The sequence below is a fragment of the Streptomyces sp. NBC_01003 genome, from assembly GCF_045162695.1.
In the GTDB taxonomy this organism is placed as follows: Bacteria; Actinomycetota; Actinomycetes; order Streptomycetales; family Streptomycetaceae; genus Streptomyces.
The window spans coordinates 8,709,811-8,725,776 of record NZ_CP108707.1 but is presented as its reverse complement, the minus strand read 5'-3'; the positions used below and the strand labels follow the sequence as shown (position 1 = coordinate 8,725,776).

Annotated in this window: 15 protein-coding genes and 1 pseudogene; 7 read left to right on the top strand and 9 right to left on the bottom strand. The window is 72.2% G+C overall.

Going from position 1 to position 15,966, the window contains the following annotated elements:
- Positions 1–7: 7 nt before the first annotated feature.
- Genes OG698_RS39920 through OG698_RS39910 form a run of 3 tightly spaced genes read right to left on the bottom strand, consistent with a single transcriptional unit; the run spans position 8 to position 3,641 of the window.
- The gene (locus tag OG698_RS39920) at positions 8–2,569 is read right to left on the bottom strand and encodes an ABC transporter permease (protein ID WP_406111544.1); all 2,562 of its coding nucleotides are present in this window, start codon (positions 2,567–2,569) and stop codon (positions 8–10) included.
- A gap of 5 nt (positions 2,570–2,574) precedes the next feature.
- Entirely contained in the window at positions 2,575–3,363 is a 789-nt protein-coding gene (locus tag OG698_RS39915) for an ABC transporter ATP-binding protein (RefSeq protein WP_406108969.1), read from the bottom strand.
- Complete coding sequence (locus OG698_RS39910) at positions 3,360–3,641, bottom strand: SHOCT domain-containing protein (RefSeq protein WP_100598543.1); 282 nt, start codon at positions 3,639–3,641, stop codon at positions 3,360–3,362. The genes OG698_RS39915 and OG698_RS39910 overlap by 4 nt, the downstream gene beginning before the upstream one ends.
- A 183-nt stretch (positions 3,642–3,824) precedes the next feature.
- On the opposite strand from OG698_RS39910, the gene OG698_RS39905 reads away from it, so the two are divergent.
- The 3 genes and pseudogenes from OG698_RS39905 (at position 3,825) to OG698_RS39895 (ending at position 5,904) form a co-directional block, all read left to right on the top strand.
- Positions 3,825–4,385 (top strand): TetR/AcrR family transcriptional regulator, encoded by a 561-nt coding sequence (locus OG698_RS39905; protein ID WP_399981779.1) that lies wholly within the window; start codon positions 3,825–3,827, stop codon positions 4,383–4,385.
- 19 nt (positions 4,386–4,404) lie between these two features.
- Entirely contained in the window at positions 4,405–4,989 is a 585-nt protein-coding gene (locus OG698_RS39900) for a DUF4865 family protein (RefSeq protein WP_406108966.1), read from the top strand.
- Positions 4,986–5,904: pseudogene (locus OG698_RS39895) on the top strand (phosphotriesterase). Before OG698_RS39900 ends, OG698_RS39895 begins: the two are co-directional and overlap by 4 nt.
- Before the next feature lie 9 nt (positions 5,905–5,913).
- Here OG698_RS39895 and OG698_RS39890 read toward each other — a convergent pair.
- The 5 genes from OG698_RS39890 to OG698_RS39870 form a co-directional block, all read right to left on the bottom strand.
- Complete coding sequence (locus tag OG698_RS39890; protein WP_406108965.1) at positions 5,914–6,504, bottom strand: DUF1097 domain-containing protein; 591 nt, start codon at positions 6,502–6,504, stop codon at positions 5,914–5,916.
- A gap of 83 nt (positions 6,505–6,587) precedes the next feature.
- Positions 6,588–7,838 carry an amidohydrolase family protein gene (locus OG698_RS39885; RefSeq protein WP_406108963.1) on the bottom strand — a complete coding sequence of 417 codons (1,251 nt, stop codon included), beginning with the start codon at positions 7,836–7,838 and terminating at the stop codon, positions 6,588–6,590.
- A gap of 98 nt (positions 7,839–7,936) precedes the next feature.
- Positions 7,937–9,004 carry an acetamidase/formamidase family protein gene (locus OG698_RS39880; protein ID WP_406108961.1) on the bottom strand — a complete coding sequence of 356 codons (1,068 nt, stop codon included), beginning with the start codon at positions 9,002–9,004 and terminating at the stop codon, positions 7,937–7,939.
- Positions 9,001–9,300, bottom strand: coding sequence for an amino acid kinase (locus tag OG698_RS39875; protein ID WP_406108959.1), 300 nt, complete (start codon positions 9,298–9,300; stop codon positions 9,001–9,003). The genes OG698_RS39880 and OG698_RS39875 overlap by 4 nt, the downstream gene beginning before the upstream one ends.
- The gene (locus OG698_RS39870; RefSeq protein ID WP_406108957.1) at positions 9,251–9,601 is read right to left on the bottom strand and encodes a hypothetical protein; all 351 of its coding nucleotides are present in this window, start codon (positions 9,599–9,601) and stop codon (positions 9,251–9,253) included. The genes OG698_RS39875 and OG698_RS39870 overlap by 50 nt, the downstream gene beginning before the upstream one ends.
- Positions 9,602–9,772: 171 nt before the next feature.
- Here OG698_RS39870 and OG698_RS39865 point away from each other — a divergent pair, with 171 nt between their 5' ends.
- From OG698_RS39865 to OG698_RS39850, 4 genes are all read left to right on the top strand, one after another.
- On the top strand, positions 9,773–11,389 hold the full coding sequence (locus tag OG698_RS39865) for a PucR family transcriptional regulator (RefSeq protein WP_406108955.1): 1,617 nt from the start codon (positions 9,773–9,775) through the stop codon (positions 11,387–11,389).
- 131 nt (positions 11,390–11,520) lie between these two features.
- The gene (gene fdrA, locus OG698_RS39860) at positions 11,521–13,098 is read left to right on the top strand and encodes an acyl-CoA synthetase FdrA (RefSeq protein ID WP_406108953.1); all 1,578 of its coding nucleotides are present in this window, start codon (positions 11,521–11,523) and stop codon (positions 13,096–13,098) included.
- Positions 13,095–14,543: a DUF1116 domain-containing protein gene (locus tag OG698_RS39855; RefSeq protein ID WP_406108952.1), complete on the top strand. Its 1,449-nt coding sequence runs from the start codon at positions 13,095–13,097 to the stop codon at positions 14,541–14,543. Before fdrA ends, OG698_RS39855 begins: the two co-directional genes overlap by 4 nt.
- A complete protein-coding gene (locus OG698_RS39850; RefSeq protein WP_406108950.1) occupies positions 14,540–15,436 on the top strand; it encodes a DUF2877 domain-containing protein in 897 nt (298 codons plus the stop codon). Before OG698_RS39855 ends, OG698_RS39850 begins: the two co-directional genes overlap by 4 nt.
- A 137-nt stretch (positions 15,437–15,573) precedes the next feature.
- Here the strand turns inward: OG698_RS39850 and OG698_RS39845 are convergent, their stop codons facing one another.
- The gene (locus tag OG698_RS39845) at positions 15,574–15,915 is read right to left on the bottom strand and encodes a hypothetical protein (protein ID WP_406108948.1); all 342 of its coding nucleotides are present in this window, start codon (positions 15,913–15,915) and stop codon (positions 15,574–15,576) included.
- Positions 15,916–15,966: the final 51 nt, after the last annotated feature.

Sequence of the window (15,966 nt, the reverse complement as noted above, 5' to 3'; positions counted from 1 at the left end):
GACCACGTCACTCGGTGGCGATGGCCCGCAGCACGTCGAGGCGTGCGGCGCGGCGGGCCGGACGCAGGCCCGCGAGCGCTCCGGCGGCGAGGCCCACCAGGGCCACGACGACGAGCTGGAGCGGGGGCAGGGCGAACGCGAACGCGCTGTCGCTCGCGCCGTCCGACGCCTCGACCAGGACCCATCCGAGGAAGCCGCCGAGCACCAGGCCACCCGCGGTGCCGAACGCCGCGACCAGGACGGACTCCCACCGGACCATGGCCCGCAGCTGGGCGCGGGTCTGGCCGACGGCCCTCAACAGGCCGAGCTCACGGGTGCGTTCGTGGACGGCCAGGGTGAGGGTGTTGGCGATGCCGAGCAGAGCGATCAGCACGGCGAGGGCCAGCAGCGCGTAGACCAGGGTCAGCATCATGTCGATGCCGCCGGCGGACGACTGCGCGTACTCGTCACGGGTCTGCACCTCCGGATTCCCGTACGCCGCTGCGACCTTGGAGACGGCGGCCTTGCCGTCGGCCGTGCTCACGCCGTCCTTGAACGTGACGGCGATCAGGGTGTCGGAGTCCTGGGCGCGGTGCGGGGCCCAGGCCTCGCGCGTGATGACGTAGTCCCCCGCGAGCTCCGACTGGCCGTAGACCGCGCGGACGGTGAAGTTCTGCTGCTTGCCGTCGGTGAAGGCCAGTCGGGCGGGGCTGCCCGGTTCCAGGTGCTGCTTGTCGGCCTCCTTGCGGGTGATCGCGATGCCGTCCGTGCCGAGGTCGTTCAGCGAGCCGCGGACGGTGCCCAGGTCGAAGGACCTGGCGAGCGCGGCCGGGTCGGTGACGGTGAGGGCGCGGCCCTCGCCGTCGATGTCCGCGACGCCCTTGCCCAGGCCGACGGCTGTGGCGACCTGCGGCTGCTCGGCGATGGCCGGGGCGAGCTTCGGGCTGAGGCCGCTGCCGCCCGCGCCGAACGACGGCGCGGACACGGCGATGTCGCCGGCGAAGGAGCGGGACACCGTCTGGTCCATGGTCGCCTTCAGCGAGGCGCCGAAGACGGTGAACAGGGAGACGACGGCGACACCGATCATCAGGGCGCTCGCGGTGGCGGCGGTGCGCTTGGGGCTGCGCAGCGCGTTGCGCCGGGCGAGGCCGCCGGTGACGCCGCGCAGCTTGTCGAGGGGGCTGCCGAGGACGCGTACGGCGCGCGACGAGGCAACGGGACCGAGCACCACGAACGCGACGAGGATCAGCACGCTGCCGAGGCCGGCGAGCCAGATGGACGGCGACGCGAGGACGCCGATCAGGGTGACGGCGACCGCCGCGACGCCCAGTGCCGTACCGATGACGGCGCGGCGGCGCGAGGCCCCGGACTGGTCGACTGCCGTCTCGCGCAGGGCCGCGAGGGGTGCGGTGCGTCCGGCTCGTACGGCGGGCAGGAGCGCGGAGCCGAGGCAGACGAGGATGCCGACGGCGAGCGGGAGCAGCATGGACAGGCCGGTGATCACGAGAGCGCCGTCGGGGAACGGGAAGCCGATCGCGGGGAAAAGCGCCTGGAGCCCGGCCGCGATGCCGATGCCGCCGGCGAGACCGGCGACCGACGCGAGGACGGCGACGGCGCTCGCCTCGACGAGCGTGGTGGCGGTGACCTGGCGGCGGGAGGCACCGAGGGCACGCAGGAGCGCGTTCTCCCGGGTGCGCTGGGCGACGACGATCGCGAACGTGTTGTGGATCGAGAAGGTCGCCACAAGCAGGGCGATGCCGGAGAACACGAGGAGGAAGGTGGTGAAGAGGGTCAGGAACTGGCCGGAGATCATGTCTGTGTTCTCCTGCGCCGACGCCTCACCGGTGATGGCCTCGACTCCCTTGGGCAGTACGGGAGTCAGCTCGTCGACGAGTTCCCGCTGGCTGGTGCCGGGGCCGGCCCGCACCTGGATGGACGCGGCCTCGCCGGGCTTCGGTGTGAGGTACTTCTCCGCGTCGGCCTGCGTCATGCCGGTGTACGTCACCTGAGCCATGCCGTCCTCGCCGCCGAACGTGGCGAGGCCGACGATCGTCACCTTGACGGGGTCGGGGGTGCGCAGGGTCGTGGTGTCGCCGATCTTGAGGTCGCCCTTCTTGGCGGCTCCACGATTGACGACCACCTCGCCGGTCTTCGAAGGGGTGTGTCCTTCGGCCAGGCGGTACGGGTTGAGTTCGGGGTCGGTGATCCAGTTGCCCGCGAGGGTGGGCGGACCCTGGCCGCCGATCGCCTTGCCGTTGCTGCCGACGAGCTGGCCCGCGCCCTGGATGCCGGGCACGGCGGCGGCGACGCCCGGGGTGTCCGCGAGCTTCTTCGCGAGCGACGCGGCGACGGGCTGCCGGGTGCCCTGGCTCTCACCGGGGGTCGTGATCACGTTCGTGCTGCGGACGACGGCGTCGGTGCCGCTCGACGCGTTGCCGAACATGGTGTCGAAGCTGGCGCGCAGGGTGTCGCCCATGACGAGCGTGCCGGCGAGGAACGCGACGCCGAGCAGGACGGCCAGGAAGGTACCGGCGAAGCGTCGCTTGTGGGCGCGCAGGGACGACAGGCTCAGGCGCGCGGAGGTGCTCAGGGAGCTCATGACGGTGTCTCCCCCGCATGTCGTGCGCCACCGGCCGCGTCGAAGGCCTTCATGCGGTCGAGGACCTTGTCCGGGGTCGGTGCCTGCATCCGGTCGACCAGGCGGCCGTCGGCGAGGAAGACGACCTCGTCGGCGTGGGCGGCGGCCACCGGGTCGTGGGTGACCATGACGACTGTACGGTCCATCTGCCGTACGGCGCGGCCGAGGAGCCCGAGCACCTCCTCGCCGGAGCGCGAGTCGAGGTTGCCGGTGGGCTCGTCGGCGAAGACGACGTCGGGGCGGCCCGCGAAGGCCCGGGCCACGGCGACGCGCTGCTGCTGTCCGCCGGAGAGTTCGGACGGCCGGTGGTGCAGGCGGTCGCGCAGGCCGACCACGTCGACCAGGGCGTCGATCCACTCCCTGGAGGCGGCGTCGTCCTTCGCACCCGCGAGGTCCATCGGCAGAGTGATGTTCTCCGCGACGGTCAGTGTCGGCACCAGGTTGAAGGCCTGGAACACGAAGCCGATGCGGTCGCGGCGCAGCAGGGTCAGGCGGCGGTCGTCGAGGTCGCTCAGGTCGGTGTCGCCGATGAAGGCGGAGCCGGCGCTGAGGGTGTCGAGGCCCGCCGCGCAGTGCATGAGCGTGGACTTGCCGGAGCCGGAAGGACCCATGATCGCGGTGAACCTCCCGGCCTCGAAGCCGACACTCACGCCGTCCAGGGCCCGGACCGCGGTGTCGCCGCTGCCGTAGACCTTCACGGCGTCGACGACTCGGGCCGCGGTCCGGGTGAGGGTGGCGGTGGTCATTCCGCACCGCCCTTGGTGCGGCCGAACTCCTCGTTCAGGACGGAGCTGCGGCGCCAGTACTCGTCCTCGTCGATCTCACCCGCGGCGAAGCGCCGGCCGAGCACGGTGAGGGGCGAGTTCTCGTCGGCGGCGGGCCGCCAGGGGCCGCCACGACGGCGTCCGCGCCACACGGTGCGGCGCAGCAGCGTGACGACGCCGATGACGACGGCCGCCCAGATCAGCGGGAAGAACAGGATCCACGGGCCGGGCCCGCCGTCCCAGTTCGCCAGAGTCTGCATGAGAGTCATCTCCTCGGAACGTGTGCTCACGTTTTCTCGATGACTCGAGACTCGCTCCGAAGGGGGGTCGAAGTCGTCGTACAGCCAGCGGCAGCGCGCGTACCACCACGGGAGTACTGGGCCTGCTTCCGCCTACTCTCCCCGCTCTCGACTTCTGTACCTACTAGTATGTACAGTGATTTCATGAGCACTTCGGAGCGGTTGATCGAGTCCACTCGTGAGCTCCTGTGGGAGCGGGGGTACGTGGGCACGAGCCCCAAGGCGATCCAGCAGCGCGCCGACGCGGGGCAGGGCAGCATGTACCACCACTTCGGGGGGAAGCAGGACCTCGCGCTCGCCGCGATCGAGCGGACGGCGCAGGAGATGCGGGCCACGGCCGCGAAGTCGTTCGGCGGCGCCGGCTCCGCGTACGCCCGTATCGAGGCGTATCTGCGGCGCGAGCGCGATGTGCTGCGCGGCTGCCCGATCGGCCGGCTCACGATGGACCCGGATGTGATCGCGAGCGATGCGCTGCGCGCTCCGGTCGACGAGACGATCGACTGGCTGCGGGAGCAGCTCGCCGGGATCGTCGAAGAGGGCAGGGAACAGGGCGAGTTCGCGCCTTCGCTGGATGCCGAGGAGATCGCGGCGACGATCGTCGCGACGGTCCAGGGCGGGTATGTGCTGGCCCGCGCGTCGGGCTCGCCCGCCGCTTTCGACGCGGGGGTGCGCGGACTGCTCTCGCTGCTCGTACCCGCCGCCTGAGCCGAGGAGTGACACGACCGTGCACGCGATGCAGTACGAGATCACGTTGCCCGCCGACTACGACATGGCCATCATCCGCAAGCGGGTGGAGACCAGGGGGCATCTCCTGGACGACTTCGCCGGACTCGGGCTCAAGGCCTATCTGATGCGGGAGCGCGGCGTCGCCGGGTCACCCGTGAACCAGTACGCGCCGTGCTACCTGTGGAACACCCCTCAGGGCATGAACTCGTTCCTGTGGGGGCCCGGTTTCCAGGGCATCGTGGACGACTTCGGCCGGCCCGAGGTGCAGCACTGGGCCGGACTCGCGTACGACGAGGGGCCGGCCCCGCACGCCACCCCGAGGAGCGCGGTGCGCCGCCGGACACCCCTCACCGGGCAGGCGACGCTCGCCGAAGTGACGGGCGCCGCCGTGCGCGACGCGGCCCGCATCGCCGGGCAGGACGGGGCGGTGTGCGCGGCAGTCGCCGTCGACCCGCGCCACTGGGAGCTGCTCACGTTCTCCCTCTGGGACCACGCGTCGCCGGACACGGCGGGCGACCTGTACGAGGTGCTGCACCTGAGCGCCCCCGAGCGCGACCGGCTCCCCCGGGGGAGGCAGTGGTGACCGCGACCGTACGGACCGTGCTCGGGGACGTGGCGCCGGCGGAACTCGGTGTGTGCGACGCGCACGACCACCTCTTCTTCCGCAGCCCGCTGCTCCCCGGCCAGGAACTCGACGACGCGGCAGCCGCCGAGGCGGAACTGCGCGCCTACCGGGAGGCGGGCGGCGGCGCGGTCGTCCAGTGGACCGCGCACGGTCTGGGTCGCCGGGCCGAGCTGCTGCCCGAGCTGTCGATCACGACGGGTGTACGCATCGTGGCCGCGACGGGACTTCATCAAGCCGCCCACTGCACAACGGAGTTGCTCGACCGGCTGCGCCCCGTCCTCGCCGACGTGTTCGTGCGGGAACTCACAGAGGGGATCGGCGACAGTGGTGTGCGTGCCGGGCTCATCAAGGTCGCGGGCGGCTTCCACGCCCTCGACGTGCACGCGGTGTGGACGATGCGGGCCGCAGCCGAGGCCCATCACGCGACGGGCGCCGATCGCCGTCCACCACGAGATGGGTACGGGCGTACTGGACGTACTCGACCTGCTGTGCGGGGAGTTGGGGGTGGCGCCGGAGCGGGTCGTGCTCGGGCACCTCAACTGCTCCCCCGACTTCGTCGTGCACCGCCAGGCCGCCGAGTCCGGCGCGTATCTCGCCTTCGACGGGCCGTCGCGCGCCAACCACGCGACGGACTGGCGGATGCCGGACGCGATGGCGGCGCTCGCCGACGCGGGGTTCGGCGAGCGGCTCCTTCTCGGCGGCGACACGACGACCGCCGGGGCGCGTTCGGTGAGCGGCGGGCCCGGGATGCCGTACCTCCTGCGCCGCCTCCGCCCACGGCTCGAACTGGCGCTGGGCAAGGAGCTGGTGGACCGGATCCTCGTCGACAACCCGGGCAGGGCGTTCGCGGTGGAGCGGCTGCCCGGGAGGTGACGGACGGCCTCACTCGGCCTGTGCGCTTCCGGCCGACGGTGTGCGGCCGTCGTGGTGCACAGGGCCCGCGGACGCCACGACCGACGTCGGCACCGGCGAGAAGATCGGGTACATGAGCCGGTTGGACAGATAGGCGAAGACCGGCCCGAGCGCGTTCATCGCGACCACGCAGACCCACGCCGCCCAGATGTTGCCCGGCTTGTAGCCGAAGCCGCCGAAGAACGTGGCGAAGTAGCTGGCGAAGCCGAAGAACATGCCGGGAATCAGCGAGAACGCCTTGATGCGGCCCGTGTACATCAGGGCGGTGTTGACGACCATGATCACCAGGGCCAACACCGCGTTCCGGGCGAACTGGCTGTCGCCGAACGCCGTGCCCACGTGCTGGTCGATCAGCACGATGATCAGGGCAAAGGCGGAGCCCGCGGGCATCGTGCACCACAGCCTGCGTGCGTTCGCCCAGCTCGGCCCTCCGAGCGCGAAGACGGCCGCCCACGGGATGAAGATCGCCCAGGGCGGGAGATGGAGCGCGGTCCCTCCGATGAACGCCGTCAGACCGGCGAGTACGGAGGCAACGATTTCGTGAGAGAGGCGTTCGCGCATGGGGATTCCTCTGCTGGAGTCGGATGGCAGAGCGCGGTGCCGTGCGGGGGCGTGTGGGGGCTGGTAAGGGTGCGAGGGGAGGCTCAGTGGACGAGGAGTTCGCTGGTCCTGGTCGTGCGGGCCACCACCTTTCCCGCCTTGATGACATGGGCGCGTTCGGGCCGGTCCAGGACGATGTCGTCGTAGACCTGCGTGTCGAGGACCACCAGGTCGGCGCGGGCGCCGGGCCGTACGCCGTAGTCGTCGGCGACCCCGATGACGCGGGCCGCGTCGTGCGTGACCATGCGAAGGACCCGATGAAGGTCGACGGGCCCGGACAGATGGCCGGTCTGGGCCAACAGGAGCGCCGTGTCCAGGGGGTCCGCGCGCCCGAACGGGGTGAAGGCGTTGCGGATGTTGTTGGAGGAGCAGGCGGCGAGCACGCCGTGGTCCCACAGTTCTCGGACCGGGGCGATCCCCCGCCGGACCGACCGGGTGTCGCGTCGGCCACCGAGGTGCAGGTCGGTCGCCGGGAGCGGCACGACGGCGACGCCCGCGTCGGCGAGTGCCGCCATCGCCCGCGCCCGGTCCGCCGGCTCCCGGCCGCCGAGCGAGGTCATATGGCCGAGCGTCACCAGGCCACCCAGGCCCCGGCGCGCGGTCTCACCGGCGATGAACTCGGCGAGCGCGTACCGGGGGTCGGACGCGTCGTCGGCGAAGTCGGCGTGCAGATCGGCCGGGACTCCGTGCTGTGCGGCGAGGTCGAGTACGAGCTCGACGTGGCGGCGGCAGTCGTCCAGGGTGGCCTCGTTGTACGTGCAGCCGCCCACCACGTCGGCGCCCGCCGCCAGCGCCGCGATCAGCAGCTTCTCGGTGCCGGGTGAGCGCAGGACGCCCTCCTGGGGGAACGCCACGATCTGGAGGTCCACCACATCCGCGTATTCCTCGCGGAGTTGGAGCACGACCTCGACGCCGAGCAGCCCCGCGACCGGGTCGACGTCCGGATGGGCGCGGATCACCGTCGTGCCGTTGAGGACCGCCGCCTCGAGGACGCGCCGCGCACGAGCCAGTACGTCCTCGTGCGTGAAGGCGCTCTTCAGTTCGCCGGTCACCGCGATCGCTCCGGCGAGGGTTCCGTCGGGGTTGCTTCGTACGCCGTCCAGGAGAGCCTTGTCGAGATGCAGATGCGGTTCGACGAAACCGGGCAGGACGACCCGGCCCGCGCAGTCAATCACCTCGTCGGCGTCCTGGCCCGAGGCGTCCCCGACGGCTCGCACCCGGCCGCCGTCGATCACCACGTCGCAGGGCGACCGGGCGTCCTCGACGCGTGCTTGACGCAGTATCAGTTGAGGCATACGGGCTCCCGGTGGGTGGATGGGCGGAGGCGGATGCGGGGGGTGACTGGCATACGCGGCAGGCGCGATCAGCCGCGATCGGACCGGACGGAACTGGATCAGTCAGGGAAGTCCGCCTTGCGGATGAGGCAGTGCACTCCCTGGACCTGGTCGACGACCTGCGAGATCTCGAAGTCCGCCGCCGCGCTCAGGTAGGCGTACGCGGCCGGCCCGTCCATGCCGAAGTGGTCCGTGAGGAAGCGCACGGCGGCGCGGACCGCTTCCCGCATCGCCTCGTCGAGGTCCTCGTGCAGCCCCACGGGGATCCAGTGCCGGTCGGTCTCGCCGAAGGGATGCGTGAGGGCCGCGGCGGCCGCGCGGGCCCGTGCGCCCTTGAGGAGGGTGAGCCGGAATGTCGCGCGCAGCGGCGCCTCCAGGGCGGTGAGGGCGACTTCGCCGTTGCCCTGGGCGTAGTGCGGATCTCCGGTGTAGAAGCCCGCGCCGGCCGTCTGTACGGGCAGATACAGCGCGGAGTGCGTCGCGAGGTCCTTGATGTCGAGGTTGCCGCCGTGCCGTCCTGGCGGCACGGAGTGCTCCCGCCCGTCCGTGTCGGTGGCCACGCCCATGATGCCCATGAAGGGCCGCAGCGGGAACCGGGCCGCCGCCCGGCCGTTGCCGTAGCGGATCACGCCGACGTCCCGGCCGTCCGCACGCTCCACCGCGCAGAAGGTGAACTCCGGCCCTGTGCAGGCGAATTCATCGGGCAGGGCGCCGCGGCCGTGCCGGCTGGAGATGACGCCGTAGTCGGCGCGCCGGTGCAGGGACAGCACTTCGGCCTTGAGGAGGTCGCCCGGCTCTGCGCCCCTGATGTGGACGGGCGCACTGACGACGTGAGGCCCGTCCCCGTCCGGGTCCCGTGGCGGCGGGGACTTCGCCAACAGGCGGGCGTCGGAGAGCACTTCGGTCGCGGCGATGCCGTACCGCCCGAAGAAGGCCGCCGGATCGCGCCCCTGGTCCTCCAGGATGCCCTCGTGCGAGACGGTGTCGAAGGTGACGCTGTCGCCGGAGTCGATCGTGAGCGCCGGCGCGGTGGTGCGGCAGGGCAGCCGCCCCCAGCCGGCGGTCTCCGGTGTGGCCCGCAGATAGTGCGTGCCGTCGATCGGGCCCTGTCCCGCTTCGAGTATCACTGCGGCCTCCCTGCCGTGACGGTGCCGTTGAGGGGTTCTTCGGTGGTCCGCGCCGGTTCGCTTTCGAGCCAGGTGCCGCCGCGCCCGTCGAGGGCGGCGCCGAGCTGCCGCGGTGAGGTGATGAGCGACTGACGGCCGGGGGCGCCGCGCAGGAGGTCGAGGGCGGCGGGGATCTTGGGGCCCATGCTGCCCGGCGTTAACTGGCCCTGCGCCAGGAGCCGTTCGGCCTCCTCGTGGGTGGGCCGGTCAAGGTGGCGCTGCGTGGGCGTGCCGTGGTCGACGGCGACGCGTTCCACCCCGGTGGTGATGACCAGCAGGTCCGCGCCGAGTTCCGCCGCGAGAGGCGCCGAGGTCTGCGGGCAGTTCGGGCGTCAGGGACGCCGCGAGGTCCGCGCGGCGCTTGATGGATCCGACCTGAGGGCCGTTGCCATGGGTGACGCCGACCCGCCGGCCCGATTCGGCCGGCGCCACGACGGGGGACGCGAGCCGGCGCGCGGCCTCGACCTGTTCGGCGACGGTGGCGTGGGTGCCACCGCGCAGCAGCGGGTTGCCGCCGATGGCGACCTTCGCTGTCCTCGGCACGGCTCGGGGAGTCATGCGGGTCACCGTAAGAGAGGCGGGCCGAGCCGGTCATGGGCACCGGACGCCAGGATGAGCGGCCCGTCGTTGACACCCGCTGACAAGGGGTGTCCCCAACCGTGGTGGGAAACACGGAAGTTACGCGCGGGGTATTACAGGTTACTCGCGGCTGTCGCATAGTGACTGTGCATGACAGGCATCGGTATCGGTACCGCCCCGACCGTCCCCTACGGCCTCTCTCCCGGGCTGACCGTGAGCGAGGCGCTGGCCCTGCCCTGCCTCAGCGGCGCACGACTCGTCGCCGGGGCGAGCGGCCGCGGCCGCCGCATCCGCGTCGTCAACATCATGGAAGTCCCCGACATCGTGCGCTGGATGCGCGGCGGTGAACTGCTGCTGACCACCGCCTACGCCGTCCGTGACGACGCGGAGGCGCTGAGCGACCTGATCCCCGTACTCGCCGAGCGCGGCCTCGCCGCCCTGGCCGTGAAGGTGGGCCCCTATCTGCCCGCGTTGCCGCCGGTGATGCTGGCGGTGGCGGACGAACTCGGCTTCCCTGTCGTCGAGTTGCCGGGCGCCGTCATGTTCAACGACATCCTGTCCGAGGTGCTGGGCACCGTACTGAACCGTCAGGCCCTGGAGTTGGAGCGTTCGCGCGCCATCCATGAACGGCTCACGGCGGTGGCCCTCGACGGAGGCTCCTACCAGGAGCTCATGAACGTACTGCTCGAACTGTCCGGCTGCGCGGCCGCCGTGCTCGACGAGCACGGGTGGATCCTGGCCTCCGCAGGCTCCCCGCCTCCCGACCGTCCGCCCGCCGCCGAGCGCGCCATCGAGACGGGCACGGGCGCGAGCGGCGCCGTGGCCCTGTGGCGGGACGACGCGGAGGCCGCGGACCGCGGGGCCGGGGCGGCCGTTGCTTCCACTCATGAGCTCGACACTCATCAGCGGATGGCGCTGGAGCACGCCACGACCGTCGCCGCCACCATCGCCGCCCAGGAACGCGCCCTGGCCAGCCGCCAGCAGCGCTACCGCACGCTGCTCCTGATGGAGCTGGTCTCCCGGCCGCCGCGCGACCGCGCCGAGACCGCGCGCCGGGCCGCGGCCATGGGCTGGAACCTGCGGCTGCCCCGCGCGGTCGTGCTCGTCGAGGTCGCCTCCACCGGTACCGGCAGTCCCACCGACACCGAACTCGCTTTGGAGGAACGGCTGTTGCCTCTCGTACGGTCGGCGGCCGGGTCCGGCGCGATCATCTGGGGCAGCCAGAGCGGACTCGTCCTGCTGATGGAACCGGGGCCGTCACTCGCCGGCCGATGTCAGGCCCTGTATGCGGCTGTCACCGCCGCGCACCCCGGCTGGGACGTGGCTGTCGCCGCCGGGACCGTCCGGGACGACTTCACCGACTACCACCACAGCTACGAGGAAGCGGCGCAGACCCTGACGCTCGGCCGCGAACTGCACGGCCCCGACTTCGTTCGCGGCTACGCGGACCTGGGGGTGTACCGGCTCCTCGGACAGCTTCCCGCAGCGGAGCTCACGGCCCTCGTCGACGACGCGCTCGGCCCGCTGCTCACCCATGACGCCGAGCACGAGGGCAGCCTCGTCGAGACCCTCGGCGTCTATCTCCTCCAGGACCGAAACGGCGTGGCCACCGCCGCGCGGCTGCACATCCACTACAACACCCTGCGCTATCGACTGCGCCAGATCGACCGCCTCACCGGCGGTCTCGAACGCCGGCCGACGGCCCGGCTCCAGACCGAACTGGCTGTCCACGCCTACCGGTTGCTCTCCTCGCGCGACCGGCACTGAGCAGCCCTCCTTACGGCTGACACCGACCCCCGCAGAGGCGGTCACTGTCACCCGTTGCCGGTAAATCCACGGCCGGTTCTGGCACTTCGAGCCATGCTGCAAGGGGCGGGCCGCTGCCTAGAGTCGGAACCATGGTGCTACGAAACGCCGTGCACAAGGATCTCTACGCCGACTCCGTCGCCCTCATGAGGGTCGCCGCCCGCCTGGCCGAACCGCCGGGCGTCGAAACCATCAGCCTCGTGATGGGAACACCCGCCAACCGCGACGTCCTCGCGCGGTCGGGGCTGCTGACCACCCCGGGCCACGACGCCCGACCCAACGACCTGCTCGTCGCCGTCCGCGGCGAACCCGACGCGGTGGACACCGCCCTCGCCCTGGTGGTCGACGCCCTGTCCGGTCCCGGCGAGGGGCCGGGCGCAGGACCGGAGGCCGGTGCGGACGCCGGGCCCCCGGTGCGCTCGCTCGCCGGCGCTCCCGCCGACGCAAGTCTCGCGCTGATCTCCACCCCCGGACCGTACGCGGCCGCCGAAGCTCTCAAGGCGCTGCGCCTTGGCATGCACGCCTTCGTCTTCAGCGATCACGTGCCGACCGAGCAGGAGGTGCTCCTGAAGCGGGAGGCCGCCCGCCACGGGCTGCTCGTCATGGGGCCGGACTGCGGAACCGCAGTCATCAGCGGCATCCCCCTCGGCTTCGCCAACGAGGTGCGGGCGGGCACCGTCGGCCTGGTCGGAGCCTCCGGTACGGGACTGCAGCAGGTGTCGAGCCTGCTGCACTCCATGGGCGCCGGGGTCAGCCATGTGATCGGCACGGGCAGCCGCGACGTGAGCGCGGAAGTGGGCGGGCTGACGATGCGGGCCGGACTCGACGCCCTGGCCGCAGACCCTGCGACGGACGTCATCGTCCTCGTATCCAAACCGCCTGCCTCACACGTGGCCGAACAACTGCTGCGGCACGCAGCCGCGTTGGGGAAACCGGTGGTGGCCTGCTTCCTCGGCACGGACGAGACCTCCCCCGCCCCGGCCCGAGTCACGCTCGCTCCCACCCTCTTCGAGGCGGCACGGTCCGCGGCCTCCCTTACTGTCGGCGGGGCGCTCCCGCCCGGCGAGGAGCTGCCCGAGCTGCCCGCCCCCGCCCCGCCTCGCCGCCTGCTGCGGGCCCTGTACGCGGGCGGCACGTTCGCCCACGAGGCGGCCTGGCTCCTCGGCCCGGTGCTCGGTGGCATCACCCGTACCGCTCCCCCGCCCGTGCCGGGCGCAGCCCCGCGCCTCCCGGACCGGCATCTCGTACTCGACCTGGGCGACGACGAGTTCACCGCCGGGCGCCCCCACCCGATGATCGACCCCACGGTCCGCACCGAGTATCTGCGGGCAGCCCTCGCGGACCCGCGCAGCGCCGCGGTCGTCCTCGACGTGGTCATCGGACACGGAGCCGCGCCGGATCCGGCAGCGGCTCTCGCCGGCGCGCTGGCCGAGGCTCCCGCCGACGCACCACCGGTGATCGCGTTCGTCGTGGGCACCGATGACGACCCGCAGGGGCTCACCGCACAGCGGCGGATTCTGCGCGACGCGGGCGCGTATGTCGTCGACAGCAGTACGACCGCTGCGCGGGTGTGCGCCGAACTCCTGGACAGTCGTGACGACTTGGCACTCGCCCCAGCTGCGCCCACTCCTTCCCCCGCCCCCGCCTCCCGGATCGGAGAGACCGCATGACCGCACAGGCCATGCCCGCACAAGCCGTGCCCGCGCGGGGCCTCCTGACCGGCGTCCCGCACGTCGTGAACGTCGGTGTCGACGCGTTCGCCGGGCCGCCGCGGGCCGCGGGCGCGACGGTGACCGCGGTCGACTGGCGTCCCCCGGCCTACGGTGATCCGGAACTCGGCGCCGGGCTCGCCCGCCTGGTCGCGCACCCGGCCGTCGAGGCCGCCAACTCAGAAGCACTCGAACGGATCCTGGGCGTCGTGCCGATGTGGACCGACGTCCGCCCCGCCGGAGAGCTGATCCCTGAACTGGCGCAGGAGAGACTCCTGTTGCACGCCGGACCGCCGATCGAGTGGGAGCGCATGTGCGGCCCCATGCGGGCCGCCGTCGTCGGCGCCGCACTCCTGGAGGGCTGGGCGGCGACGCCGCCGGAAGCGGAAGCGCTCGCCGACGCGGGAGCCATCCGCTTCGCCCCCTGCCATCACCACGACGCGGTCGGCCCGATGGCGGGCGTCATCTCCGCGTCCATGCCCCTGCTCGTCGTGGAGGACGGGGCCACGGGACTTCGGGCGTACTCCAACCTCAATGAGGGACAGGGCCGTTGCCTGCGCTACGGCGCGCTCGGCGACGACGTCATGGAGCGGCTGCGCTGGATGGGAGAGCGCCTCGGCCCCGCTCTGCGCGCTGCGATCGGCTCGCTCGCCGAGCCGGTGAACCTGCGGTCGGTCACCGCGCAGGCCCTTCAGATGGGCGACGAGTGCCACAGCCGCAATACCGCGGCGAGCGCCCTGCTCACCCGCGAACTCTCCGCCGTGCTCGCCCGGCATGCGGACCTGGGCGGGATCGAGGCGCTGGACTTCCTGCGCGACAACAACTACTGGTTCCTCAACTTCTCGATGGCCGCAAGCAAGTTGGCGCTCATGGCCGGGCACGGTGTGCCGCACTCCACGGTCGTCACAGCCTTCGCGCGTAACGGTGTCGACGTCGGCATCCGCGTCAGCGGCCTCGGCGACACCTGGTTCATCGCACCCGCCGCCCCCGTGGACGGCCTCTACTTCGCCGGTTACGGACCAGCCGACGCCAATCCCGACATCGGTGACAGCGCCATCACGGAGATGCACGGCCTGGGCGGGTTCGCGCTGGCCGCCGCCCCGGCGATCGTCGGCTTCGTGGGCGGTACGCCCGAAGGGGCCCGCCGCATCACCCAGGAGATGGGGACACTCACCGTCGGCCGGCACCGCGACTACCGGCTCCCCGGCCTCGACTTCGTCGGCAGCCCCGTCGGCGTCGACATCCGCAAGGTCGTCGACACGGGCCTCGAACCGGTGATCACCACGGGCATCGCCCACCGCGAGCCGGGCATCGGCCAGATCGGTGCCGGCCTCACCCACGCCCCGATGCGCTGCTTCACGGACGCGCTGAGCGCCTTCGACGTGCCCCCGGAGCCCGGGGAGTGACGGGCACGGCGGCCGGCGGCGGTTCCGTACGGGCTGGGGTGCCCCGTCCCGAGCACGTACATCTCGGCACCATCAGCACGGCCGTCGCCCCGCTGGTGCACGGTCCGTCCCGGTCGGCCCGCGTCGTCGCCGCCACCGCCTACGCGGTCCATCTCGCCACCGGCGACCGGGAGTTACCCGCGATCGCCGTGGTGACCCGGGACGCGATCCGCCTGCCGAACGCGCTCGTACTGCCCTTCTCGTCGGCGGACCGGCCGTTGGACCTGAACACACCTCGGGCCGGCTTCGGGGCAGGCCGCGTAGTCGTCGGGCCCGTTCACTTCGAGCCGGAGGCGTCCTGGACACCGCCCCGTGTCCAGGGCGCCTCCTCCCCACCGGACCCGGCGCGCATCGGACAGGTGACGGTGCTGCTCGACGCCCTGGCACAACCCCTGCCGCCCCCGCTGGCGCCCCGCCTGACGGATCTGCGCCACGCCCTGCACGCCAATAGGTCGGGCGAAGTCCGGCGGGCCGCCCGCGCGCTGGTCGGCCTCGGCCCCGGACTCACCCCGTCCGGTGACGACATCCTGTGCGGCGCGCTGCTGGCGAGCCGAGCGTGGGGAGGCTCGCTCGCGCCGCTCTCGGAGGCGGTCGCGGACGCGTCCCTGCGCACCCCGCTGCTCTCGGCGGCGCTCCTGCGGCATGCGGTGCGCGGCGAATGCGTACCGCAGGCCCACGCGTTCCTGCGGGCGCTGAGCGGGGAAGGCCCTCCCCTGGAACTGGAACCCGCCGTACGCGAACTGCTCGCCGTCGGGCACCACTCGGGAGGCGACCTGGCGCGCGGGGTGCTCGCGGTGGGCCTGAGCAGAGCGCGCAAGGTGACCGGTGACCGTAACGACTACCCGTTGAAGTAGCGGTTGCCCTTGTCGATGAGGTGGGAGGCGTAGACGCGGCCGATGGCCGGCTTGCCGCGGTAGAAACCGACGTAGCGCTGTGCGCTGTCCACGACGACGGGGCGCGCGAAGCAGGCGAAGCGGTTGCGCTACTGCTTTTAGGCCCAGGCCATGGCGGCCGGGTCGACGCGCTCGCTGACGAGGACGGGGAAGGCGGCGACGCCGGTCTGCACGCCGACCGGGAGGCCGCCCTTGTTCTTCTTCGCGTACGTCAGGACCTGCGAGGTGAACGCGTCGACGCTCTGCGGGGTGATCTCGGGCACGGCGGCGGCGACGGTGAACAGGTGCAGGTTGGTGGCCATCCAGCGCATCCGGAAGTCGGCCCGCCGCCCCACGAGGACGGGCACACCGAACCAGTCCTCCCAGCGCGTCGCGCAGCCGTCCGCCTGGAGGCGGCTCTCCACCGAGGCCAGGTAGTTTCGGGCCGATTCACCAGTCATGGCGGTGATTGTGCACGGTCAAGCCCCTGCCGGACCAGTCGGGGTGCGACG